Annotated in this window: 20 protein-coding genes and 2 pseudogenes; 14 read left to right on the forward strand and 8 right to left on the reverse strand. The window is 55.4% G+C overall.

The genetic code is table 11. From position 1 onward, the window contains the following. Window positions 1–156 precede the first annotated feature (156 nt). The gene (locus tag F560_RS0115085) at window positions 157–450 is read right to left on the reverse strand and encodes a transposase (protein WP_019006582.1); all 294 of its coding nucleotides are present in this window, start codon (window positions 448–450) and stop codon (window positions 157–159) included. A 58-nt stretch (window positions 451–508) separates the two neighbouring features. Continuing rightward, window positions 509–643 (reverse strand): annotated as a pseudogene (locus F560_RS25090) (SDR family NAD(P)-dependent oxidoreductase); the annotation flags it as partial. 164 nt (window positions 644–807) lie between these two features. Between F560_RS25090 and F560_RS0115090 the strand changes: the two are divergent. The 12 genes from F560_RS0115090 to F560_RS0115145 all read left to right on the forward strand — a co-directional run bounded on the left by F560_RS0115090 (window position 808) and on the right by F560_RS0115145 (window position 14,807). Further along, window positions 808–1,635: a metal-dependent hydrolase gene (locus F560_RS0115090; protein WP_019006583.1), complete on the forward strand. Its 828-nt coding sequence runs from the start codon at window positions 808–810 to the stop codon at window positions 1,633–1,635. 598 nt (window positions 1,636–2,233) lie between these two features. Then, on the forward strand, window positions 2,234–3,253 hold the full coding sequence (locus F560_RS0115095) for a hypothetical protein (protein WP_019006584.1): 1,020 nt from the start codon (window positions 2,234–2,236) through the stop codon (window positions 3,251–3,253). Window positions 3,254–3,292: 39 nt separating this feature from the next. After that, window positions 3,293–3,898: a 4Fe-4S single cluster domain-containing protein gene (locus F560_RS24670; RefSeq protein ID WP_019006585.1), complete on the forward strand. Its 606-nt coding sequence runs from the start codon at window positions 3,293–3,295 to the stop codon at window positions 3,896–3,898. Continuing rightward, window positions 3,885–5,507: an AAA family ATPase gene (locus tag F560_RS0115105; RefSeq protein WP_019006586.1), complete on the forward strand. Its 1,623-nt coding sequence runs from the start codon at window positions 3,885–3,887 to the stop codon at window positions 5,505–5,507. Before F560_RS24670 ends, F560_RS0115105 begins: the two co-directional genes overlap by 14 nt. 17 nt (window positions 5,508–5,524) lie before the next feature. After that, window positions 5,525–6,160 carry a DUF2997 domain-containing protein gene (locus tag F560_RS0115110; protein ID WP_019006587.1) on the forward strand — a complete coding sequence of 212 codons (636 nt, stop codon included), beginning with the start codon at window positions 5,525–5,527 and terminating at the stop codon, window positions 6,158–6,160. Between the two features lie 295 nt (window positions 6,161–6,455). Further along, window positions 6,456–6,740, forward strand: coding sequence for an alpha/beta-type small acid-soluble spore protein (locus tag F560_RS0115115; RefSeq protein WP_026298313.1), 285 nt, complete (start codon window positions 6,456–6,458; stop codon window positions 6,738–6,740). Window positions 6,741–7,219: 479 nt separating this feature from the next. Next, window positions 7,220–8,086 (forward strand): SDR family oxidoreductase, encoded by an 867-nt coding sequence (locus F560_RS0115120; protein ID WP_019006589.1) that lies wholly within the window; start codon window positions 7,220–7,222, stop codon window positions 8,084–8,086. A gap of 193 nt (window positions 8,087–8,279) precedes the next feature. Then, entirely contained in the window at window positions 8,280–10,151 is a 1,872-nt protein-coding gene (locus tag F560_RS0115125) for a cache domain-containing sensor histidine kinase (protein ID WP_019006590.1), read from the forward strand. After that, window positions 10,129–11,679, forward strand: a complete 1,551-nt coding sequence (locus F560_RS24675; RefSeq protein ID WP_019006591.1) for a response regulator transcription factor — start codon at window positions 10,129–10,131, stop codon at window positions 11,677–11,679. The genes F560_RS0115125 and F560_RS24675 overlap by 23 nt, the downstream gene beginning before the upstream one ends. Window positions 11,680–11,796: 117 nt before the next feature. Beyond that, window positions 11,797–13,089: an ABC transporter substrate-binding protein gene (locus F560_RS0115135; RefSeq protein ID WP_019006592.1), complete on the forward strand. Its 1,293-nt coding sequence runs from the start codon at window positions 11,797–11,799 to the stop codon at window positions 13,087–13,089. A gap of 12 nt (window positions 13,090–13,101) precedes the next feature. Continuing rightward, window positions 13,102–13,986, forward strand: a complete 885-nt coding sequence (locus tag F560_RS0115140) for a carbohydrate ABC transporter permease (protein WP_019006593.1) — start codon at window positions 13,102–13,104, stop codon at window positions 13,984–13,986. Further along, window positions 13,983–14,807: a carbohydrate ABC transporter permease gene (locus F560_RS0115145; RefSeq protein WP_019006594.1), complete on the forward strand. Its 825-nt coding sequence runs from the start codon at window positions 13,983–13,985 to the stop codon at window positions 14,805–14,807. Before F560_RS0115140 ends, F560_RS0115145 begins: the two co-directional genes overlap by 4 nt. 184 nt (window positions 14,808–14,991) lie before the next feature. Here F560_RS0115145 and F560_RS0115150 read toward each other — a convergent pair whose 3' ends face one another. Then, complete coding sequence (locus F560_RS0115150) at window positions 14,992–16,041, reverse strand: LLM class flavin-dependent oxidoreductase (protein WP_026298314.1); 1,050 nt, start codon at window positions 16,039–16,041, stop codon at window positions 14,992–14,994. A 257-nt stretch (window positions 16,042–16,298) separates the two neighbouring features. Between F560_RS0115150 and F560_RS24225 the strand changes: the two are divergent. Next, window positions 16,299–16,499: pseudogene (locus tag F560_RS24225) on the forward strand (response regulator transcription factor); the annotation flags it as partial. Window positions 16,500–16,573: 74 nt separating this feature from the next. Here the strand turns inward: F560_RS24225 and F560_RS0115160 are convergent. After that, window positions 16,574–17,614 carry a zinc-dependent alcohol dehydrogenase family protein gene (locus tag F560_RS0115160; RefSeq protein WP_019006597.1) on the reverse strand — a complete coding sequence of 347 codons (1,041 nt, stop codon included), beginning with the start codon at window positions 17,612–17,614 and terminating at the stop codon, window positions 16,574–16,576. 234 nt (window positions 17,615–17,848) lie between these two features. On the opposite strand from F560_RS0115160, the gene F560_RS0115165 reads away from it, so the two are divergent. Continuing rightward, window positions 17,849–20,863: a family 10 glycosylhydrolase gene (locus F560_RS0115165; protein WP_020621288.1), complete on the forward strand. Its 3,015-nt coding sequence runs from the start codon at window positions 17,849–17,851 to the stop codon at window positions 20,861–20,863. A 193-nt stretch (window positions 20,864–21,056) separates the two neighbouring features. Here F560_RS0115165 and F560_RS0115170 read toward each other — a convergent pair whose 3' ends face one another. Genes F560_RS0115170 through F560_RS0115185 form a run of 4 tightly spaced genes read right to left on the reverse strand, consistent with a single transcriptional unit; the run spans window position 21,057 to window position 23,172 of the window. Continuing rightward, window positions 21,057–21,269: a hypothetical protein gene (locus tag F560_RS0115170; protein WP_156829012.1), complete on the reverse strand. Its 213-nt coding sequence runs from the start codon at window positions 21,267–21,269 to the stop codon at window positions 21,057–21,059. 38 nt (window positions 21,270–21,307) lie between these two features. Next, complete coding sequence (locus F560_RS0115175) at window positions 21,308–21,973, reverse strand: ThuA domain-containing protein (RefSeq protein WP_019006599.1); 666 nt, start codon at window positions 21,971–21,973, stop codon at window positions 21,308–21,310. A gap of 15 nt (window positions 21,974–21,988) precedes the next feature. Further along, window positions 21,989–22,690 (reverse strand): SDR family NAD(P)-dependent oxidoreductase, encoded by a 702-nt coding sequence (locus F560_RS0115180; protein ID WP_019006600.1) that lies wholly within the window; start codon window positions 22,688–22,690, stop codon window positions 21,989–21,991. Beyond that, a complete protein-coding gene (locus F560_RS0115185) occupies window positions 22,687–23,172 on the reverse strand; it encodes a VOC family protein (protein WP_019006601.1) in 486 nt (161 codons plus the stop codon). The genes F560_RS0115180 and F560_RS0115185 overlap by 4 nt, the downstream gene beginning before the upstream one ends. Window positions 23,173–23,196: the final 24 nt, after the last annotated feature.

The following is a 23,196-nucleotide window of genomic DNA, read 5'->3' on the forward strand; positions in this document are numbered from 1 at the left end:
ATTCGATGCATGATCTGTACATTTTCTTCACTCTCATAATGCTCTTTGTCGGGACGATAGACGCTAGTCCTGTTCACGCTTAGCAATTCTGTCTGGCGCTTAATCGTAATCTCAGCATTGTCGCGCTCTACCATCGCTTTTCGAGCTTCGAGCGGTTCATTTAAGGCCAGATTTTTTTTTGAGCCAGTTGACCTCGACTGTGAGTTGGCCAACCAGCTTCTCTAGATGCTCCTGCTTGCTCTCATACTCCTTTCTCAGTTTGTCGGCTTCGCTGGTTTTATTTTCGAACACCATTGAAGCACGCTCAAGGAACTCAGCCTTCCATCGGCTAACCATCACCGGGCTCAGTTCATACTTAGCAGCGATCTCATTTACGGTATGCTCCTCACGGAGGACCTCCAACACAACCTTTGTCTTGAATTCTGAGGAATATCGGTTCTGTTTTTCCATAGCCTCATTATAACTTATTTATCACCTCTCTCGTGTCTCAACCTATGGGAGCATTATATTCTTCCGCATCCGTTTTTGAGCGCGAATAGTTTACAGCCACGGCTACCCCTCGTTTAGAAAGTGCGAAAGAAGTAGCTCTGCCGATTCCTGTACCGCCTCCTGTAACAAGAGCCACTTTGTTTTTTAAATCCATAACTTCATCTCCTTTAGTTACTCCAAGATATTAAGGATTGTATACAATTATCCTGGGATTCTATTTTTATCTAATTATAGAGTAAAATAGACTCAACTGGAATTCGTGCAGCAAATGAAACTCCTGGTGATGCATGCTTCGTTCTCAAAGATGAGGAGACCGTGATGATAAACTGGAATGATATTCTACACCACGCCTTTGCCGGAGCAGTCCTGGCGCTGCTGTTTAGCACGGCGAAAAGAACTTGGCTTTATTTCGTTATAGGTGTTGTTGCCGCTCTTCTTCCGGACGTGACAAAAGTGCTGTTTGAGGATCTGGTTCTCCATTCTCTTTTTGTTGCGCCGTTCGTTTCAGTTCTATGTGCTTGGGTATTGAAGCTTTATTTGAGAAACGAACCTTTCATCAGGCTTTTTGGTGCTTTTTTTGCGGCAATTGTATTTGGACATATCCTTCTGGATTTTTTGGATGACGGTAATGAATTATTTTATCCACTTATAAAGAATGATTTGGGGTACAGCATCATTAGCAAAGCGTCCCCTATGGTTTGGATCGTGGCGTTCGTTGCAATAGCCGTCGGTTTTGCTCTTAAGAAAATCCGATTGCTGGCCGCCGTAGGCGTTTCCGTTATCATATTGTATTTCGGTTTTCAGCTTGCTTCGAAAGTGATGGTAACGAACGCTCTGATGGAACAGTATCCCATCCCCAATGCAACGGTAACCGTGTTTCCGAAAGGACAGTGGCCCTGGGAAGCGTCGAACTGGTCCTATCATATAAAATCCGTTTCATTTCTGGCTAGCGGCGATAGTAACGCCACGGGCAGCAAAATTGACCAAAGTATTTTTTACTACACGCCTGAAGTCAAATTGCAGTACCGAGTAGAAGAATGGACCGAAAAAGACGGATATACCCTCATAAAATGCCGCGATGAAATAAACAATCAGATTGTCTATTTCGAATCAGCAGACGGCATTCATTGGAGTCCCGTCCCATAACACATGGTTTACATGGAGTAGCGGACATGGTAGACCCAATAAACCTATGCTGGCTTGACAACCTTTCAGATAAAGACCCCCGTGGCTAGACTTTTACTCTGTCCGATGGTCGTGCCACCTAGTCTTCATTCCTCGTTTACTACAGAATAGATTCACTATCTCTGCAGAACATCGCCGGTTTTAACAAACTTTCAATCAAATTTCGCGAAATGAAAAAGTCGATGATCTTGTCTGTAAGTAACCGATTATGGTTTGCAGGAGTCTGTCGTCGGATTAGACCCGCTTGATTCGTCGAATGCCACCTTCTTCCTCACCCTACTTTCGGCTACTATTGGCCTGGGTCGCAGCTTCCTTGCTTCGGAAGTTTCCTCAGGAGTAGTCAGCCCTCAGGCCTGCAGAATATTTTGGAAAAGCCATTGCCGAACGCCGTCGAAAGGAATAAAATTTGACCAGAGACCCCAACATTTTCTATCTTGGGGTTATGCTACGTAATATCGCACGGTAATTCTGCTTGGGGGAAAGAGGGCAACCGAATTCCGGATGTCTCTCTTTCAACTGATAGCTTTAATTCGAATATCTTCTTCAAGGAGCGCATTTCATGGATCAACAGGCATTACGGCAAATGAGGGGCAAAAAAATGGCGTCGTGGTTCGGGATTTTATTTTTCGGTCTGGTTGCCATCATCGGTTTTGCGGACGGAGAAGGGTTGATGGGGGTCTTGGGCGCCGTCATGACAATTCTGTCGCTGGCGGCGCTCATCATCATCCGAAGGCAGATTAACGTCACGCTGACCCCTTACCGGCCCGGTAAGGGCTACTGGTATTACCGAATGTCTCCCCGAAGCAAAAAGATTTATCTGACGGCGGGGCAATGGGTCCTTATTCTTCTGCTTCTCTTATTCTGGTGGGCCGGCTATTTCAATTGGTATATGGCTTTCTCCGCGCTGTTTGGGATCTACTACATCCAGGCGGTGGTCAAGCGCCGAATCCGGCTGCATACCGATATCGACGACGCGAGCCTCTTCGAGCTGGAGGAGTTGGGCATTATCGAACCGGACGAACCGGTGATCGGATTGTACAAGGACTTCGCCGTCTGGTCGGAGGTTCCGGCGGACGCCAAGGTGCTTGTGCTGACACCGGACCGTCTTATTGTCATCCACATGACGTCGCCCGAAGCGGGTGAACGCTATGAGATCCGGTTGAAAGAAATTGCCGGTCTCGGCGTAATTGCCTCAGGGAAGCAAGGTCAGGGGATGATTATAACGCTAGGTTTGGCAGACGAGACGGTGATCCGCCTGTCCTTGGTCGGGGAGAGCTATCAGGACTCTCCGGAACAGTTCTTTCAAGCTTTTCTGCGCGCGCTGGATCGGGCGCTCGCGGAGACTGGGGCCGTTGCGGAGCCGGAGAAGGCCGGGCGATCTCATCCCGAAGGAACGGCATTTCAGGACGGTGGGCCGCGCCCGGTCATCCGGCATCTCGATCTGCATGAGACGCAACCCGGGGCGCAGGAGCAAGAGCGGCAAAACGAGACCGCAGAGCATGCAGCGCATACGGACCTTGAGGAGTCCTCTGCGAGCCCTGTATCTGTTCCGGCAGGCAGGCGCATGCTTGATTTCTAAGCCTACGGCGAATCGGGCAGAGGGAGACGTGATGAGCCGGTGAGCGTCAAATTGTTTGTTCATGAAATCAACCGCTGCAGCTTCGTCAACGGTCCCGGCGCCCGGGCGGTCGTCTGGGTGCAGGGCTGCAGCATCGGCTGCCCGGGCTGCTTCAATCCCGATACGCATCCCATCATGCCGCTCACGGCGGAAGGGGTTGATCCCGAAGCGTTGGGCGATGATCTCGGGCGGCTGCCCGTCGATGGCCTGACACTGTCCGGCGGTGAGCCGTTGGAGCAGCCAGAGGCCGTTTCCGCCCTGATCCAGTCCTTCCGGCGGGCGAATGCCGGTACGGTGCTGATTTTCAGCGGCTTCACTCCCGAGCGGATTTTCGCCTCCGAGTCTGCCCGTTCCGCGGTATTGCAGGCCGATGCGGTGCTCGCCGGGCCCTATTTGGCATCGGACGACCCGCTCGAAATTTGGAGAGGCAAGCGCCTCATCCTCGTAACGAATCGGATCGAACCGCACACGCTGATGCCTGAACGGCGCCTGGAAGTATCGCTTCAGTCCGGCAGCCGGCTGAGGCTGTCCGGATACCCGGACGAATCGCAGCGCGAAGTGTTTTTCAATCTGATGAAACAGGAGTTCCAACATGACCAGAGATGAGTTCATCCAAGAGCTTGAGGTTCTTATTCGCGCCCGTTACGGCATTATTCTGATTAATACGCTGGAGGAGGAGAGAGCGCTTGATTTGCTCGCAGGCCTGGCCCGCAAGCTGAACAAGCGACTGCTGACGTGGTCGTGCACGAAAGGGTTGATTATCGAGGGCAAGACGGCGGTCCATCCCGACACGGTTGATCTGATGGCCGCCATCAACCGAGCGGAGAAGCTTGCAGAGGAGCCCTCCCTGTTCGTTTGGCTTGACCTTCAGTCCCATTTGAACAGCTCCCCGGTTTTCATCCGGCGTTTCAAGGAACTCGCACAGGAGATCCGAGAGGGCATGCCGTCTAATTCGATCATCGTCGGACCCCTGATGGACATTCCGATCGAGCTCCAGAAGGAAGTCGCGATCATCGATATGCCCTATCCCGATCTTGCCGAGCTCAAGACGATTATCTCCCAGTTCGCGCAGCAGTACGCGGACCGTCCCGAGTTGGAGATCGACTGCTCGGAGGCCACGCTGGATGCGCTCGGCAGAGCGTCGATTGGTCTGTCGAAGAGCGAGATCGAGAACTGTTTGGCCAAGTCGCTCGTCAAGCATAAGCGGATCACCAGCCAGGATATCGACTTTATATTGGAGGAGAAGAAGCAAAACATCCGCAAAGCGGGGATTCTGGAATACGTCGACACGGAGAAACTGGAGACTTCCGATATCGGCGGACTGGACAATTTGAAAAAGTGGCTGGAGATTCGCAAGATGGCTTATACGCCCGAAGCGGAGCGGTTTGGAATTAGTTGGCCCAAAGGCGTCCTGCTCGTCGGCGTGCCGGGCTGCGGCAAGAGCCTGAGCGCCAAATGTGTAGCCGCCTCCTGGAAAATGCCGCTGCTGCGGCTCGACCTTGGCCGGGTGTTCGGCATGTACGTCGGCACGTCGGAAGCCAACATTCGGTTGGCTCTTTTCATGTGCGAGGCGGTCTCGCCTTCGATTCTCTGGATCGACGAGATCGAGAAGGCCCTGTCCGGGCACGCCAGCAGCAATCAGAGCGACGGAGGCACAACCTCGCGCGTGTTCGGTACCATTTTGACGTGGATGCAGGAAAAAAAGAGTCCCGTCTTCGTTTTCGCTACGGCGAACAATATCGCCAGCCTTCCGCCCGAACTGCTCCGCAAAGGCCGGTTCGACGAGATTTTCTTCGTCGATCTGCCGAACGAACAAGAACGCGCGGAGATATTCCGCATTCATATTAAACGCATAAAGCGCGATCCGGCTAAATTCGATATAGCAAGACTGGTCAAGCTGTCGGGTGAAGCTACCTGGGGCGACGGCGTACGGTTGACCGGCTCAGAGATCGAAGCCTGCGTAAATCAGGCGCTGCTGGAAGCATTTTTTGCAAGAAATACGGCTGCTCATCCGGAGGGCGACATCACTTCCGCGGATATCGAGAAGGCGATCCTTCAATCTGTGCCGCTAAGCCGCGTGCGCAAAGAGGATATCGGTTATATGCGTACTTGGGCGGCGGAAAATGCGGTGAGAGCGAGCTATGCGCCCGAGCAGACGTCATCGTTCTCCGCCGAAGCGCGGGAGGTAACGGTTGGACGCAATATTGACTTCTGAGGGACGGGGGCACCGACATGAGTCACTGTACGACTTACCCTATGGTCTTTCGGGACAAGCGGCTTCTGTTCCGCGCAATGCGCGAGACGGGACTGAACCCGGAGAATAGGGTATGGCAATCGTTCGGGAGGGAATGGCAGAAGAAGCTGGGGATAGGCGGCTCGGAGATCGGCAAGCTGCTTACAGGCACAAGAGGTCGTCTTCACCTGATTTTTATGGAGACGGAGGATGGTTTACAGCCGGTGTTTGAATGCGGCAGCCTCTCTGGCGAGGCGCTTGAGGCCGCGGGTAAGGAGCTGCTGGCCGAGGTTCAGGCCGCCTACCTGCGATGTGCCGTCAACGAAGCCTGCAGACGATACCGGGAAGCGGGCTTGCATGCGGAAGTGAGCGAGAGCGTGACGGCGGAAGGGCCCGTTTTTGTCCTCACCTTTGGCACAGCCGGAAAATCCGTCACCGTGACCAAAAGGGCAGACGGGGTGATTGAGGAGCGAGTGCAGGGTGTAACGGGGCGCTCTTGCACGGATGCCACCGCCGTCCTGGAGCGCTTGTTAGCGAGTCCGGTAGCGTCGTCGCTCCAAAGGACTTGGACGCCTGCTTACCAAACGACGGTCGAAGACCGCGAACTTCAAGTGCTGCGGCTGACGCGAGGCTAGAGGTTCGCCGTATAAAGAATTCACACTTCTGTTCCAGCGTAAGGCACCCAAGCGGGTGCCTTTAAACTTTGATGTATCCTAGAAATCCAATGCTCGAGGCGCGCCGGTTTTCAAATAAACGGAACCAGGACATTTTTGTTTCGGAGACAATTCTGTTTTCCTGTCTGCTGATGAAACTGAACGCTGCGGTTGCAGCTCGAAGGCCGTGCAGAAACCATAGGAAGGCTTCCGTAAAAGAATGGATTTTCTCGTTTCCGGGCATGTTAAGGGAAAAGGTGTCGGGGAGTGAGCGTGCGTGGGCAGAAGGAAAAGAAGTTATGTTGTGCCGGGTGCGGAACAGGGGATGCAGCACTTCAAAGCTGACGTGATGAAGCAGGAAGGCTATGCCGTGAACCCGAATCGGCCGGACGACGCGAAATTCGAGGTGGCCAAAGATCTCGGAGTGCCGCTTCGGCCGCGGGACAACGGCGAGCTGTCGACGGAATCGGTCGGCCGGGTCGGCGGCAAGATCGGCGGACCGATGGTTCGCGAAATGATTCGTCTCGCCCAGGAGCGGCTGGCGAATCGGGAGCGGCCTTGAATCTGATTTGAAATCTCACGCAGATTCTTCTTCATAGCCAAACAAGAACCCCCGCGGTCGGATAGGGCATATGCCTACGGAACTGTCGGGGGCTTTTCATTTTATCTGCGGACTGTTTTTGCCCTAAAGGGACAAGAACAAGAGCTTTGCGGTTGTGCGTGCATTGTCCGCAAGATTATCGTGAAAAATGGATGGAGATCGAGTCATAACGCGGTGGACGGATCGACCGTTCCAATGGCATCCCGGCTGTTACCATTCACACGCTGTTGTTGTTTTTCTCGCCGCCGCTTCTTAAACCTGGCCTTCGAGTTCATGCCGCAAACGACATGATCGATTGACATCCCGCAAAGAAGTAACTACAATGGTTACAGGTAAGAGGAGCTAGTATTAGACCGATTGCCTGCTCGGCTTAAGCAATAAATGCCTCAAAGATAGCTCTTCTAATCTCATGTTTTATAAACATACTGGAGGGAAATCCGATGAAGATTTTGGTTACAGGCGCGACGGGGAAACTGGGATCGATCGTGGTAGATACCTTGTTGCAAACCGTACCGGCTGAACATCTGGCGGTCAGCGTCCGGAACCCGGAGAAAGCGGAAGGTCTTCGTGCGCGCGGCGTCGACGTTCGTCATGGCGATTTTGACCGACCCGAAACGCTGGATAAGGCGTTTGCCGGTGTGGACCGGCTCCTGATTATATCCACGGATGGGGACAACGACACCCGGATTCGCCAGCATAAGGCCGCGGTAGAGGCTGCCAAGCGCGCCAACGTGGGCTTCATTGCTTATACAAGCCTTGGACATGCGGACACAAGCCCGTTGTTTCTTGCTCCGGTGCATCGCGCAACGGAGGAGGCCATTCGTCAGACGGGCATTCCTTACTCTTTTTTGCGCAACAACTGGTATCTTGAAAACGAAATCGGCACCATTGAAGCTGTTCTGAAAGGAGCGCCCTGGCTGACCTCGGCAGGCTCCGGCAAGGTTGGGTGGGCGGCGCGCCGTGACTATGCGCAAGCAGCGGCAGCCGTTCTAGTCGGCGACGGTCATGAGAATAGCATCTATGAGCTCTCGGGCAAACCGCTTACCCAAGAAGAACTGGCATCGATTCTCGCCCGCGTTCTGGGGAGAGAGGTACCCGTACAACAAGTGGATGACGATACCTATGCCAAAATAATGGCCGAAGCGGGCGTGCCGGAACCGGTGCTTCCCATTCTCGTTGGGATCCAGAGCGCGATTCGCGAGGGAGCTTTGGAAATCGAAAGCAACGATTTCGAGAAGCTGTTGGGCCGGCCAATCACCCCGCTGGAAGAAGTTCTGCGGGAAATCGTTAGCCAAGCGCAATCTTGAGTTCTAAGCGAGCTATAGCCATACAACAGATAAGGCTGTCCTTCAGGTGATATGCTCCCCTCACAGTAGCAGGTTTTATTTTTTAACCTGTCTACCTTAAGGGGAGCATATCAACCGGAGGACAGCCTTTTCAATATAGCCCGGGACACGTATACTTTAATAAACTTCGACTTCCATCGCCGGAGGCCTTGAGATGAAGAGCGTATACCCGATGCTGCGTTATTTCCTATTCGAGAAATCGATCTACCGGACGATCCTGTTTTCCTACCTGCTGGTGAACCTATTGCTGCTGTTGCTGCTCGGCGTGTTATCCATCCGTGATTCCACCCGCATGATCACGGACGAGATCATCAAATCCAGCAACAAGGTCATGGAACAGGCCGCGCAGGGGATCGGCTTCAATCTGGAGGAAACGAAACGCTCGCTGGTCATGCTCGCCGGAAATTACGCCACCATCTCGATCATGACGGAAAAAAGTCCCGTGGTCATGGCGAACATCCTGAATCATGAACGAGCGGTCGCGGAGATCGCAAGCGGGATATACACCTTTCAATCCCTGATCAGCGACGTGCTGATCCTGGGCAAGAACGGCTACGTGAACAATCTGGACGGCCGCAAATCATTGCGCTGGGACTATCGGTTCGGCGAGCAGCCCTGGGTGAAGACGGCGTTCAACGCCAAACCGCAAGGCAATTTCTTCAGCGTCGGCGTTCACAAACAGGACTATTATCTGGAGCACGATATTTCCCGTTACAACCAACCCACGCTGTCGGTCGCCATGCAGGTGAGAGGTTTTGGCGGCGAAGTGGTGGGAGCGGTCATCGCCAACCTGGATTTGCAAAAGATGAACGGCATGTTCGAACGCAACGCCTATCAAAGCGGCGGGAACATCTTTATGATCGACGAGAACCGGCGGATCATCGTCCATCAGGACAGCGGCAAAATCGGTCAAATTTTGGACATCGAGGGGCTGAACACGATTGACCGGAACCGGTCGGGCCATTATACGGCAAAAATCAACGGCGAGGAGCATCTGGTGATTTTTCAGCCTACCGACTTGACCGGATGGATTATGATCTCGACTGTGCCGATGTCGGAAATCACCAGCCAATCTGCGCCGATCAAAACCAATCTGGCCCGCATGCTGTATCTGGGCATTGTCTTGAACATTCTGATCAGCCTGGCGATCACCTTCCGCATCTCCAGTCCGGTCAACAAGCTGCTTCGGACGCTGGACAGGCTGGGCGAAGAAGACACGCTCTATGTCAAAACGAGGAACTACCGTTACCGGGAGCTCAATCATATCGGCACCAAATTCATGGAATTGATGGATCGGATCAACCTGTTGATCCGGCAAAATTACCTGTCCCGCATCGCGCTCAAGGAAGAGGAGCTCAAGGCGCTTCAGTCGCAGATCAATCCGCATTTCCTGTTCAACACGCTGCAGCTTTTGCAAACCGAAATTGTATGCGGTAACATTGAATCCTCCAACCATATCGTGGTCTCGCTCAGCAATTTGTTCAGATACTCCATGCGGCAATCGGAGGAACTGGTCGATCTGAAGACGGAACTGGATCATGTGAAGGATTATTTGTACATCATGAACAAAAAGTACAGCGACCGCATCGCCTACACCTGTACGATCGCCGATCCCGCCATTTTGCACTATCAAATCCCCAAGCTGATTTTGCAGCCCGTCGTGGAAAATTCGATCCGGCACGGCTTCGGCGATGACCGGCGCGAAGGATCGATCCAGATCCGCGCGTCGCTGGTCAGGAAAGGACTGCTCATCACGATCCGCGACAACGGCAAGGGGATGGACAAGAACAGCCTGCGATCGTTAAGACAACATATCGGCAATTCCGACCGGCCGACGGGCCGGCATACGGGCAACATCGGACTGTACAATGTGAGCCAGCGGATCAAGCTGAAATACGGCGACGATTACGGCTTGCGCATCCGGAGCGCCGAGGGTGTTCACATGACGGTCTATATTCTGCTGCCTGTCATGACGAAAGACCACATGGAAAGGGGCGACCGCCATGAAGCTGCTGATTGCGGATGACCAGGAATCTCTCCATATTTTCCTTGACCGGACGATGAATTGGGAGGCGCTCGGCATAACGGACGTCAGGCACGCCTACGACGGCAAGGAAACGTTGCGGCTCGCCGAACAATTTGCGCCCGACCTGCTCATCCTCGACATCCGCATGCCGTTCATGACCGGTCTGGAAGCGCTTAAATCGCTGCAGGAATGCTCGCGAAAGCCGAAAACGATCATTCTGAGCGCCCACGACGAATTTGAATACGCGCGCGACGCCTTGCAGCTGAACGCGGTCCAGTACTTGCTGAAGCCGGTGGACATCTCATTGATGGAAGCGGCGGTCCGGAGTCTGGTGTCGGACATTCGCAAGGAACGGGAAGCGTCGATCACCCATGCATTCGGGAGGCTGGTTCATTCCCGTGTCTTCGAACCCGGGTCGCTGCAGGCGATCGGAGAGGCGTTTCAGGCGCTGCGGATCCGGCGCTATGCGGTTTTGGACGTATACGGCGAGTCCGGCTCCGAGAGCTTGATGAAAGCGTGGATCTCCGAAGGCGGTTCCGGCGGACCGGCCGATTCGGAAGCCACCGTCCGTCCGGTGATCTACCGCAAGAGCCCGAACGGTTATTCCTGTCTGTTGGGTCTAACCGCCGAACTGCCGGAGCCGGAATCGTCGCTTCTGGAGCTGGCTCGGCGCGTTTCGGCCCGATGGACCGCCAGCTTTCCGGAGGCCCGGGTTTCCATCGGCGTCAGCCGCACGGCGGCGGACCCTTCCTTGCTGCTGGACCTGATCGGGGAAAGCGAAGAAGCCAATCTGCTGAACTTCTACGCGCCGGAGAACGTCAGCATGTACACGGAGGGTTGCTTTAGCCAGGATTGGTGTGTAAGCGATTTCCAAAAATACAAAAATGCCTTCAAGGAGAAAGTCGCGCTCGAATTCCGCCAGCAAGCGCTGATCCAACTTGTGGCCGAGCTGTTCCGGGATTTCCGCCAAAAGCGCATTCATCCCGACAACGTGTACGCGCTGGCGCTGCATTATCTTTACACCATCGGACAGGCGATGAACCGCACGGGCATGAAGAATGCCTTTCTGGATGGGATCTCGTTGGATACACTGAGGCAATCCCGTCATATCGCCGAGCTGGAGGCCGCCTTCACCGCCATGATCCGGCAGCTGGCGGAAGCGATGGAGGAGGCGCCTGGCCTGAGCGAAACGGTCATGAAAGTCAGGGAGTACGTCCAGCTTCATTACGGAGAGGATCTGTCCCTGCACACCGTATCGCAATTGTTCGCGATCGACCGGTTTCAGTTGAGCCGGGTGTTCAAGCAGCAATTCAACGTGAACTATTGGACTTATGTGACGCAGGTGCGGATGGAAAAAGCGGCGGAGATGCTGACCGGCACAGATCTGAAAAACAGCGTGATTGCCGCTGCCACCGGCTTTGTCGACGAGAGCCACTTCAGCCGGGCGTTCAAAAAGTATTACGGGATGACCCCCAGAGAATTTCGCCAGTCCAAGGGGGGCGCGTCCGCCGGAACCCCTCTTGCCTGAGCGCTGCAACGAAATACAAATCATTGTGCAACAATATGAATTTATTCCCCGGCCTTGTTTCGTCTATGATGAATCGTGAAAGTGCTTCCAAACTCTTCTGACGGGGGAATTGTGAACATGAGAAAGACGGGATTTTTGCTTCTCATCTTGATCGTGGCCGTATCGCTTGCGCTGTCGGCCTGCGGCAACGCGAGCGACGGCGGCAAGCAGAGCGGCGCAGGCGATCAGGCATCCGGGGAAAGCGGCAAACAGGAAAAAGTGAAGCTCAGCATTCTGGCGTGGAACAACGAGACGGAAATGAAACCGGTCATGGACGGGTTCATGAAGAAATACCCGAACATCTCGTTTGACTTCCAGTTCGCTCCGCCAGTCAAGGACTACATCGCCAAGCTGCAGACGATGCTGCTGTCCGATTCGGCGCCCGACATCTTCATCATCGCCGCGGAGAACCGCAATGAGGTCATCGACAGCGGACACGCGCTTGATCTGACCGACTATCCGTTCATGGACGTGATGCTGGACAGCAACAAGCCGATGCTCAGCAAGAACGGCAGAACGTACGCCTTCACCAATAACGGCTGGGTGGGCGGCTGGTTCTACAACAAGGACCTTTTTGCAAAGGCGGGCATTACCAAGCTTCCGACCACCTGGGACGAATTTGTCGAAGTCTGCCTGAAGCTGAAAGAAGCCGGCATTACGCCGCTGTACGACAACATGCAGGACTTAACCCAGATTCACTCCTCCCTGTACGGGAATATGACCCTTTCGAAAGATCCGAACTTCGACGAAAAAATCTTCTCCGGCGAAAAAACGTTCGCGGACGGCTGGCTGGAAGTGTTCAAACTGTGGAAAAAAGACATGATCGACAAGAAGATTATTACGCCGGATATGATCGGACTGACCGGCGACCAGATCGAGAGCGAATTTACGCTCGGCAACGTCGCCATGTTCTTCGGCGGCCCCTGGAGCATCGCCAAGCTGTCGGCGACGCCCAACCTGAATTTCAGCATGATCCCCGTTCCGGGACCGGTTCCGGGCGAGACCTACTATGTGGGGGCGCCGGGCGTCGGCTTTGCCGTGAACAGCAAGACGAAGCATAAGGAAGAAGCGCTGAAGTTCATCGAATATTTGAGCACGCAGGAAGGATTGGAACTGTTCTATCAAGGCACGGGATCCATCATGACGGCGAAAGGGTTTGAAGCGAAAGTGCATCCGTCGATGCAGCAGGCCTACGAGGAAGGGTTAATGAAGGGGAAAATCTACCTTCCGATGGTGTCCTGGCCGAGACATCAGGAAGCGCTCCGGAACCAGTTCGTCATCGTCACCCAGGATATGGCGGTCGGCAAGATTACGCCGGAAGAAGCCGTGGCGGCGATCGACAAGAAACTGAAGGAAATGGAGAACAAATAGAAGGAGGCCAATGTGGTAAAATTCCTTCGATATCTGCAGTATGAAGTCTTCTTGCTCCCGATCTTGATTATTTATACGCTGTTCACGATCGTTCCGCTCATCCGGTCGTTTGAGCTCAGTCTGACCGACTTTAACGGTTACAGCACCGATTACCATTTCGTCGGTCTGAAAAACTACATCAAATTGTTTTCCGACGATGCGATCGTATCCGGCATTTTGTTCACGTTGACGTTCGCCCTGTGCAGCACCGCCCTGATCACCGTCATGGCGATTCCGCTGGCGATCCTGCTCGATCAGAACTTTTTTACCAAGCACATCCACAGGGCCCTCTTCTTCTTCCCGTCGATTCCGAGCGGCTTGCTGCTGGCCTTCATCTGGGGATTTATTCTTTCGCCTGTCGCATCGGGCGTATTCAACACGATTCTTCGGGAAGTGTTCGGCCTTGGCGCGCAACCGTGGCTGTCCGATCCCTTACTGGCCAAACTATCCACGATCATCGTGGCGGTCTGGGCGCAAACGGGCTGGCATGCGGTGTTATACCTGGCGTTTCTCCAATCCATCCCCAAGGATTATTTTGAAGCGGCAGCGATCGACGGCGCCAGCCGCCTGCAGCAAATCCGGTATATCACGCTGCCGCTGCTCGCGCCTGCGATGACCGTCAGCGTTATGCTGCTCCTGACAGGCGGGCTGAAGGTGTTCGAAATTCCGTTTGCGCTGACCAAAGGGGGACCGGGCTTCGAGACGCATACGATCACGCAGGTCATCGTGCTGCGGGGGATTTCCGAAACGCAGTTCGGCCTGGCCTCGGCCATGTCCGTCGTCTTCTTCCTGATCGTGCTGGTGATCGCTTGTTTCCAGGTGACGATGATGCAGAAGAGGGAGGAACGGATCCAATGACGGGATCGCTGAAACGTTCGTGGATACTCGACATTCTGATGCTCCCGGTCGGCATCGTCATGTTCTTTCCGTTTTACCTGATCATTGTCAACACGTTCAAGTCCGAGCATGAAGCGATTTCCAGACCGATGAGCCTGCCGGGTGAATGGGTTTTTGACAATTACAAGCAGGTGTTCGAGCAAACGCCGATCCTTCAAAGCTTCAGCAACAGTCTGATCCTTACGGTTTGTTCGGTGTTGGTCATGGTGCTGATCGGCGCCATGGCCGCCTATCCGGTCGTATTCAATCCGAACAGGTTGAACCGGCTCGTCACGCTTTACCTGCTGGCGGGATTCATGATTCCGTTCCAGACGACGCTCATCCCGCTATTTCAATTGATGACCGATATGCAGCTGGTGAACAAGCTGTACGGATTGATCCTCCTGTATCTCGGAGGAGCGGTATTCGTCTTCTTCTTGATGATGGGCTACATGCGGACCATCCCGAAAGATCTGTCCGAGGCGGCCATCATCGACGGCTGCTCGATCTGGGGCATTTTCTGGCGCATCATCCTGCCCCTGCTCAAGCCGATCACCGTGACCAGCATCATCTTCCAGGCGATGTGGATCTGGAACGATTTCCTGGCTCCGCTGCTGTTCCTAAGCTCCCGCAGCAATGCGACGCTCGTGCTGGAAATCTACAAAGCCAAGGGCGAATTCACCGTCAACTGGCCGATGTTCATGACGATGACCGTCATTACGCTTGTGCCGATCTTCATCTTCTTCATTCTGATGCAGAAACAGATTGTGAAAGGCATCGTGGGCGGCGCGGTGAAAGGGTAGCCATGGCTCACGTACAGTAATCTTGAGATATTCGATTGGCCCGGTCCCTTGCGAAAGGGTGCCGGGTTCTTTGCTGTCAGGGGAGTAGAAAAAGTGAGGTGTCGGGCAATCAGCTCATTGAAAAAAGCCTAGTTTCCAAAGGCGAACGAGACAAATTGCCCTACAACCAGACTGAAGAGTTGTCCTATTCCTTCGCCTCGATCCGGGCAAGCTCCTTGCGCACGAGCGGCGCGACCTTGGTGCCGAGCAGCTCGATGGCGCGCAGCACTTCGCGGTGCGGCATCGTCCCGACGTTCACATGCAGGAAGAAACGCGTAACCCCCAGATTTTTGCGAAGCAGCACGATCTTCTCCGCGACATATTCGGGATCGCCGACATAAAGCGCGCCGCGAAGGCTGCGTGCGGCATCGAACGTTTCGCGTGTATAGGGCGGCCACCCCCGCTCGCGGCCGATGACGTTCATTTGGGCCTGCGTTGGAGGAAAGAAAAGTTCGGCCGCTTGCTCGGTCGTATCGGCGACAAAGCCGTGCGAATGCGTCGCGATCGGCAGCGTGTCGGGGTTGTGCCCGGCCCGCGCGGCAGCTTCCTTATACAGGGCGACCAATGGAGCAAACCGCTCCGGCATTCCGCCGATAATGGCGAACACGATCGGAAGGCCCAGCTTCCCCGCCCGCACGGCAGACTCCGGATTCCCGCCGCTGGCGATCCACACCGGCAGCGGATTCTGGACGGACCGGGGATAGACGCCGAGGTTATCGATGGCGGGACGGTGGCCGCCGCGCCAGGTCACCTTTTCCGAGGCTCTGATTTTCAGCAGCAGCTCCAGCTTTTCCTCGAACAGCTCGTCATAATCATCCAGGCTGTATCCGAACAGCGGAAAGGATTCGATGAACGATCCCCGTCCCGCCATGATTTCCGCCCGGCCGTTCGAGATCCCGTCCAGGGTGGCGAAAGCCTGATACACGCGCACCGGATCGTCCGAAGACAGCACGGTAACGGCGCTTGTGAGCCTAATTCGCTTGGTCATGGCCGCCGCCGCAGCCAGAACAACGGCGGGTGCGCTCCCGGCGTAATCGGGCCGGTGATGCTCCCCGATCCCATACACATCCAGACCGACCTGATCGGCCAGGACAATCTCCTCGACCGCGTTGCGCAGCCGCTCGGCATGGCTGATGACCGCTCCCGTCACCGGGTCCGGCGTCGCCTCCAAAAAGGTGCTGATCCCGATTTCCATCGGTTTTGCCAATTCGGCCAATTCGTTTCGCCTCCTTTATTTTCTCTATAGTTTACTCTATTTTTTAATGCCTCTCAACTAAAGTAAGTTATATAATGGAGGAGACGATTACTGAACGGCTGCCCAGCACCGCAATCCGTGGAAGCAAAAATCAAGGCGGCCCGCCGGGATGAAGCGGGACCGCCCTCTTGCAAGACCTGATGATTTTCCGCTTTAGCTCCGGTTTCGCGATTCCGGGAGCGGACCCCGATTCGATTCTGTTGGAGCCGCTGACGGATCGGGAGCGGGAAATTTTGCAGGAGATGGCTTACGGGTTGCGGAATGACCAGATTGCCCGAAAGCTGGTCATCTCCGAAGGGACCGTCAAGTCGCATGTCCACCGCATTCTGCAAAAGTTCGGCTGCGAAGATCGGACGCAAGCGGTCGTCATGGCGCTTCGGAATGGGATCGTTCAATAAACGGGGGCTGTCCATCGGAATAAGTCCGGGACAGCCCCCATACGTTAAACCGCGTTTTTACCGTACGGCAAGACTCAGGCGTTGGAGATAATGACCTTCAACGCTTTGTTTTTTGCCGCGTTTCTAAAGACGTCATACGCTTCTTCGATCTGATCGAAACTGAACCGGTGAGTAACCAATTGCTCGGGTTTCAGCTTGCCCGATTTTACCGTGTTCAGGAGCATAGGCGTCGAATTGGTGCTGACGAGGCCGGTCGTAATGGTGACGTTGCGAATCCACAGTTTTTCGAGGTGAAGCTCGACGCTTTTGCCATGTACCCCGACATTGGCGATGTGTCCGCCCGCGGCGACGATTTCCTGGCAGAGCGCGAAGGTCGCGGGAATTCCGACGGCTTCAATCGCAACGTCTACGCCTTTATTGCCCGTAAGCTCCAATATCTTTTCAACCGCTTTCCCGTCGGAGGAGTTCACCACTTTGGTCGCTCCGAATTTTTGGGCGACTTCAAGACGGTTGTCGTCCAGATCGACCATGATGATTTCGGCGGGAGAATAGAACTGAGCCGTCAGCAGAGCGGCCATGCCTACGGGGCCTCCGCCGATAATGGCTACCGTATCGCCGGGTTTAACTTGTCCGGAAAGCACGCCGATTTCAAAGCCGGTAGGCAAAATATCGCTAAGCATGACGAGCGCTTCTTCGTCCACGCCTTCCGGAATGTGGTACAAGCTGTTGTCGGCATGCGGGATGCGGACATACTCCGCTTGCGTGCCGTCGATCAAGTGGCCCAGAATCCATCCGCCGTCATCGCAATGGGCGTACAGGCCTTTCTTGCAGTTTTCGCATTTACCGCAGGACGTAATGCAGGAAATCAGCACCCGGTCCCCCGGCTTGAAATTGTTGACGGCCGATCCGACTTCTTCGACGATGCCGACACCTTCGTGTCCCAATGTCCGGCCTGCCGTTACAGCGGGAACATCTCCGCCCAGTATGTGCAAATCCGTGCCGCAGATGGTGGTTTTTGTAATTTTAATTATGGCATCCGTCGGCTTCAAGAGGGTTGGTTTTGGCTTTTCAACGAGCTCTTTTCCATTCTGTCCGTTATAAACAAGCGCTTTCATAAAAACCCTCCTCGTTTAATCATGAGAGTTCCCTCTCCTCCCTCAGTATACCCATATAAATGGCAAGAGACAACAACTTGGCGCCAAAAGAGCGCATGAAATCATTGGTAGCCGGCGTGTCTGTTGAATATTTTTTCAAAAATAATTTTTAAAAAATCAATTGATGTTCGAAATATTTCTTCATTACGATAAGTATAGATTTTATATAGTAAAGGGACGAGGAGTGAAACGGACATGAAAATCGTACGGCATTCAGCGCGGGACAGAATCGTATCCCTCGTGTTGGCGGTTCTGCTCCTGATGGGAACGGGCTTAACCGGTTTGGGAAACGCTTTACGGGTCTATGCGGAGGGGGAAGGGGAATCGCCTTCGGTCATTGAAGACTTCGAAGAGCTCACCCTCCTGTCGGCCAGCTCGGTCAGGGCCAACACGGTTAAGCTGGAGCTTGCGAGCAGGCCGGAAAGCATTTATTACGGTTATCATGCGGCGAGGCTGGACTATGATTTTACCGGACAGGCGGGAACCTCCGCCGCTTATCTGAACTTCAAGGACCCGGACGGCCAGGCGGGCCGAAGCATTACGGGGTCTCCCGTCAAGCTGGGGCTTTGGGTGTACGGCGACGGCAACAACCACTGGCTGCGCGCGCAGCTTCAGGACAGCGCCGGCATCAAATCGACGGTCGATATCACGTCCGCAAGCGGCCTCAACTGGAAAGGCTGGAGATTCGTAACGATTCCCGTTCCTTCCTCCGCGATTCCTCCTCTCAAGATCAATCAGATCTACGTTGCGGAAACCAAGGATACGAACAAAAACAGCGGCAGCTTGTATTTCGATCGCTTGTCCGCCTTCTATACGAATTCCGAAATCTATGGTCTCGAGCTGGCGGGGCTGACGCCGTTGCAGGTCGGCGAATCGGCACCCATTCATCTCTATGCGACCTATGCGAATGCCGGCCAACCTGAGCGGGTGGCGGAAGGCGTTGCCTTTGTCAGCAGCGACGAGACCGTTGCGACCGTGTCCGGCACTACATACGGGACCGTAACGGCTTTGGCGCCGGGAATCGTGACGATTACGGCAACGTATAGGGACGCGCCCGCCGCCCGAAGCACGCTGATCGTCACGGAGACGCCTCCGGTTCTGCAAAAACTCGAGCTGTCCGGGCCGCAGCGGCTGGAATCCGGGATGTCCGGCGAGCTGAAAGCTTTTGCGGTATATGAAGGCATATCCGGGCCGATTCCGCTTGTGGAAGGGGTGACTTTCGCAAGCGACCGCCCGGAGATCGCGGAAGCGGACGCCTCGGGCCGGATTACGGCCAAGTCCAAGGGCACGGCGGCGATCACCGTCACGTACAAAGGGGTATCTGCCGTTCATCAAGTGACGGTCAGCGATCCCGTTCCCGTGCTGCAGAGCATCGAGCTGCGGGGCGTGACCTCAATGTACGAGGGAGACAGCGCCGAAACGGCCGTTTACGGCACATATACCTGGCTGAACGAGCCGGTGAAGCTGACCGAAGGAGTGGTTTATACGAGCAGCAATCCGGAAACGGCTGCGGTGGACGCCTCCGGGAAGATTACGGGAATCCGGGTCGGCGCGGCGCGGATTACGGCAACGTACGCAGGGAAGAGCAGCTCGATTTATTTGACGGTCAACCGGAGAACCGCCATCCCGAAAGCCGAGATGAGGGCCGCATGGATTGCGACCGTCGACAACGTCGATTGGCCGGCCAAGGGGACAACCGGCGCGGAGGAGCAAAAGAAGCAGTTTGTCGAGCTGCTCGATCAGCTGGAGGCGGCCGGAATGAACGCGGTCATCGTGCAGGTCAAGCCGACGGCGGACGCTTTTTATCCGTCCGAATACGGTCCCTGGTCGGAATGGCTGACCGGCGTGCAGGGGCAGGACCCCGGCTACGATCCGCTGGCGTTCATGCTGGAAGAAGCGCACAAGCGCAATATGGAATTTCACGCCTGGTTCAATCCGTACCGGATCAGCCTGCAGGACGATATCGCAAAGCTCGTGGAAAATCACCCGGCCAGACAGCATCCCGACTGGGTCGTTTCATATGGAGGCAAGCTTTACTTCGATCCGGGGAACCCTGAAGCCAAGCGGTTTATTATCGACAGCGTAATGGAAGTCGTCAAGAAGTACGACATCGATGCGGTTCATTTTGACGATTATTTTTATCCGTATCCGGTGGCCGGCGTCGACTTTCCGGATGATGCGAGCTTCGCGAAATATCATGGGAACTTCACGAATAAGGCCGACTGGAGAAGGGACAATGTCAACCGGTTCGTACAGGAAGTCGGGGAAGCGATCAAGCGGGAGAAGAGTTACGTCAAATTCGGCATCAGTCCCTTCGGCATCTGGAAAAACAAAAGCGCCGATCCGCTCGGCTCGGACACCAACGGTCTCAGCAGCTACGAGGCCATTTACGCCGATTCGAAAGCATGGGTCGAGAACGAATGGATCGACTATATCGCGCCGCAAATCTACTGGTACATGGGCTACTCGCCCGCCGCTTACGACAAGCTGATCGAGTGGTGGAGCGGAGTGGTCAGAGGCAAAAACGTGCAGTTGTACAGCGGTCAAGCGGTTTATCGGATCGGAACGGCGGATGGCTGGCTGAATGCGGAGGAAATGCCGAACCAGCTTCTGTACAACCGGAATTTCGACGACGTGTCGGGCAGCATGTTTTTCAGCGCAAAATGGTTCGCCGCGAACCCGCTGGGCTTTACGGACCGGCTGCGCAACGACTTCTACCGCTATCCCGCGCTCGTTCCGTCCATGCCCTGGCTGGACGCCGAGGCGCCGGAGGCGCCGTCGGGCCTATCGGCCGATTCGTCGAAGGACGGCGTTGTGGAGCTGAGGTGGCATTCGAAGGGCGACGAAAGCTATTATGTGGTGTACCGTTTTGACGGCAGAAAGGCCGGCAGCATCGAAGATCCTTCCGCGATTGTCGGCAAGCTGCGCAAGGGGCCGGGAGGAAAGCAAACTTTTATTGATGAACAGGTGCAGAAAGGCCAGCCGTATACCTATATCGTTACGGCGGTCGACAGGCTGCATAACGAAAGTGAAGCAAGCCGCTCACTGACGGTGACGGTCAAGGATAAGCCCGACAAGCCGGATAAGCCGGACAAACCGGGCAAACCCGGCAAACCTGGTAAGCCGGATAAACCCGACAGGCCCGGCAAACCCGATAAACCCGACAAACCAGGCAAACCGGGTAAACCCCGCAATGCCGAAGGCCGCTAAACGAGCGTGCTCCGAAAACGGCAGCGCGTAAAGCGGCGGGCAGAAGGGCATTCTATCGTGCGGGTGCTCTCCATTTCGATCGCCGGGTCGGCTCCGGACCACTTGGCAGCCAGACTCCTTGCGCGGGATTCATAACATACAAGCCCCCGAAAAACGGGGGCTTGAATGGACTTGCCGAAACGATCTCAACCGGTTACGGAGACAAGCTGTAGTTTGTGCAGTTGAAGAAGCCGTGGCCCTGCATGATTTCGTTGCTGAGCTCGATTCCGACGATGTACGGGTTCGGGCTGATCCAACCCTTGTTTCTGGCGTCGTTGATGAAGTCGCGGAGATTGCCGCCCGTGCTGAGCGTTTTAGAGGTTCGCAGGTAGCTGACGACGTTCCACGTGTGCCCGACGGACGTCATGCTCCAGACAACCGGCGCGAAAGCATGCCCGAGAGCGTTCAGCCTCCCGCGCACCACACGATGCACGCGCCGAGCGTATCGATCATGCCGGGATGGAGTAGCCCTTCCGGGTTGTGCGCCGGCGTCAGGCATAAGACGCGTCCTTGGCCAAACGCGTGCGACCAGCCGGCGATCGATTCGCCGTCCACCGACGCGGAGCGGAGGAAGACGTTCGTGTTCGCTTCGTCGCAATAAACGAAATAGTGCTCATCCAGAATGTCGAACGCGGATGCCGCGCCGGCAAGGCCGAGCGGACCTCCGCCCGCGCTGACGGCCTCGTAGCGCACGATTTGATGCTTGTCGGGATGGTACTTGAAATAGCCCCGCAGCATCGCAACATACGCTCCGTCCTCGCGATAGGAGGCAAGGCCGGAGTGCCATGCGAGCCAGCCGCCGCCTTCCCGAACGTATGAGACGATAGCGGCTTCCGCCGCTTCCGTCATCCACATCCTGACTTGCTCGTCCTGGGGATTGATCCGGTCTTCCTTGAACAGGATAGCCGCATCCGGCTTGTCGGAGAGCCCTTCGGCCAGCCGGTCCGCGGTCGTGTAGCGGAGCTGGATCTCCGCGCGGCCCGAGGTGGTGGCTACCGCTTTCTCCAGGGCGGCCTTAATGGCCTGCTCGGGATGGTAATAATCGCCTACGACCGCCAGAATCGTTTTCATATTCGCTCCTCCTCCTCAAATCGCCATCGGCCGCCCCAAATAATCGACGAACGCAAAACGGCAGTCCGGCACCGTTTTTCCTTCCGCCAGATCGAGAATGCCCGCGGCGCTTTCCCGCGGATCGCCCGGCGCCTGGCCGCCGCCCATATCGGTCCGGATCCAGCCCGGATGAACGCTCAGCGCCCGGATTCCGCGGTCCTTGACCGCATGCTTTAACTGCTCGGTAAACATGTTCAGCGCCGTTTTCGAAATGGCGTACGGATAATCCCCGCCGTAGGCGTTGGTCAGGCTCCCGGCTTCCGATGAAATGTTCAGGATGATGCCGCCTGCCGAATGCGCCATAAGCGGAAGCATATGCTTGACGACCGTCATCGGTCCGAACAGGTTGATTTCGAACGTTTGCCGGACCTGATCCATGTCGAGCTGCTCGATCGGGCTGTCCCGGCCCAATAGAATGCCGGCATTATTGATGATGCCGTCCAGGACGACGCCTTGCTCCGCAAGTTCCGCGGCAAGGCGGGCGGCATGTTCCTCCCGCGCGACGTCAAGGATATGGACGGATAGCCGGTCCGGGAACGCCGACCGGAGCGCGTCCAGCTTCGAGCCGGCGTCATGGGGGGAGCGCGTTCCGGCCAGAACGCGGTGTCCCCGCCTAAGCGCTTCGGCGGCAAGCGCGAGCCCGAGGCCGCGGTTTGCCCCTGTAATGAGCAGGTTCATCCGGCATCCGCCTGCCTTTGTCCGAGCTCCTGCAGACCGAGTACGACCCCGAGCGGCCCCTCGGAGTCGAAATAGCAGTACCGTCCGGACCCGTATTCGCCCTTATGAATCAGCGGCAGACCCTGCTTCTCGACAAAGCGGATGTGCTGTTCGAAGCCGTTCACCGTGAACGTGATGAAGTGAACGCCTTGGCCGTGCTTTTGTTTGAACTCGTTCCACGGGCTGGCCTCGTCATAGGGTTCCAGAAGCTCGACCGTAACGGGGCCCATTTGCAGGTTGGCGAATTTGGTCCGGGCGGGTACGTTCTCGCCGCGGTACCAGGTGTAGCTGTCCTCGGTATGCGCAACGGGGGCGTCCGGGTCCGGAATGCTGAAGGACGGCATCGGGATGCCGAACAGTTCGCAGTATTTCTTCGCCGCCGCTTCAATGTCGTCGACGACGATGCCGATTTTGACCAGGTTGTGGTTGTCGATATGCCGCATGGTTTGCACGTCCTTTGCCGGTTC

Origin of the sequence: Cohnella laeviribosi DSM 21336 (assembly GCF_000378425.1) — a bacterium.
In the GTDB taxonomy this organism is placed as follows: Bacteria; Bacillota; Bacilli; order Paenibacillales; family Paenibacillaceae; genus Cohnella; species Cohnella laeviribosi.

Coding starts and splice junctions, on each gene's coding strand:
- F560_RS0115085 (WP_019006582.1), bottom strand. CDS start 450: ATGGAAAAACAGAACCGATATTCCTCAGAATTCAAGACAAAGGTTGTG.
- F560_RS0115090 (WP_019006583.1), top strand. CDS start 808: ATGATAAACTGGAATGATATTCTACACCACGCCTTTGCCGGAGCAGTC.
- F560_RS0115095 (WP_019006584.1), top strand. CDS start 2,234: ATGGATCAACAGGCATTACGGCAAATGAGGGGCAAAAAAATGGCGTCG.
- F560_RS0115105 (WP_019006586.1), top strand. CDS start 3,885: ATGACCAGAGATGAGTTCATCCAAGAGCTTGAGGTTCTTATTCGCGCC.
- F560_RS0115110 (WP_019006587.1), top strand. CDS start 5,525: ATGAGTCACTGTACGACTTACCCTATGGTCTTTCGGGACAAGCGGCTT.
- F560_RS0115120 (WP_019006589.1), top strand. CDS start 7,220: ATGAAGATTTTGGTTACAGGCGCGACGGGGAAACTGGGATCGATCGTG.
- F560_RS0115125 (WP_019006590.1), top strand. CDS start 8,280: ATGAAGAGCGTATACCCGATGCTGCGTTATTTCCTATTCGAGAAATCG.
- F560_RS24675 (WP_019006591.1), top strand. CDS start 10,129: ATGAAGCTGCTGATTGCGGATGACCAGGAATCTCTCCATATTTTCCTT.
- F560_RS0115135 (WP_019006592.1), top strand. CDS start 11,797: ATGAGAAAGACGGGATTTTTGCTTCTCATCTTGATCGTGGCCGTATCG.
- F560_RS0115145 (WP_019006594.1), top strand. CDS start 13,983: ATGACGGGATCGCTGAAACGTTCGTGGATACTCGACATTCTGATGCTC.
- F560_RS0115150 (WP_026298314.1), bottom strand. CDS start 16,041: ATGGAAATCGGGATCAGCACCTTTTTGGAGGCGACGCCGGACCCGGTG.
- F560_RS0115160 (WP_019006597.1), bottom strand. CDS start 17,614: ATGAAAGCGCTTGTTTATAACGGACAGAATGGAAAAGAGCTCGTTGAA.
- F560_RS0115165 (WP_020621288.1), top strand. CDS start 17,849: ATGAAAATCGTACGGCATTCAGCGCGGGACAGAATCGTATCCCTCGTG.
- F560_RS0115170 (WP_156829012.1), bottom strand. CDS start 21,269: ATGACGTCCGTCGGGCACACGTGGAACGTCGTCAGCTACCTGCGAACC.
- F560_RS0115175 (WP_019006599.1), bottom strand. CDS start 21,973: ATGAAAACGATTCTGGCGGTCGTAGGCGATTATTACCATCCCGAGCAG.
- F560_RS0115180 (WP_019006600.1), bottom strand. CDS start 22,690: ATGAACCTGCTCATTACAGGGGCAAACCGCGGCCTCGGGCTCGCGCTT.
- F560_RS0115185 (WP_019006601.1), bottom strand. CDS start 23,172: ATGCGGCATATCGACAACCACAACCTGGTCAAAATCGGCATCGTCGTC.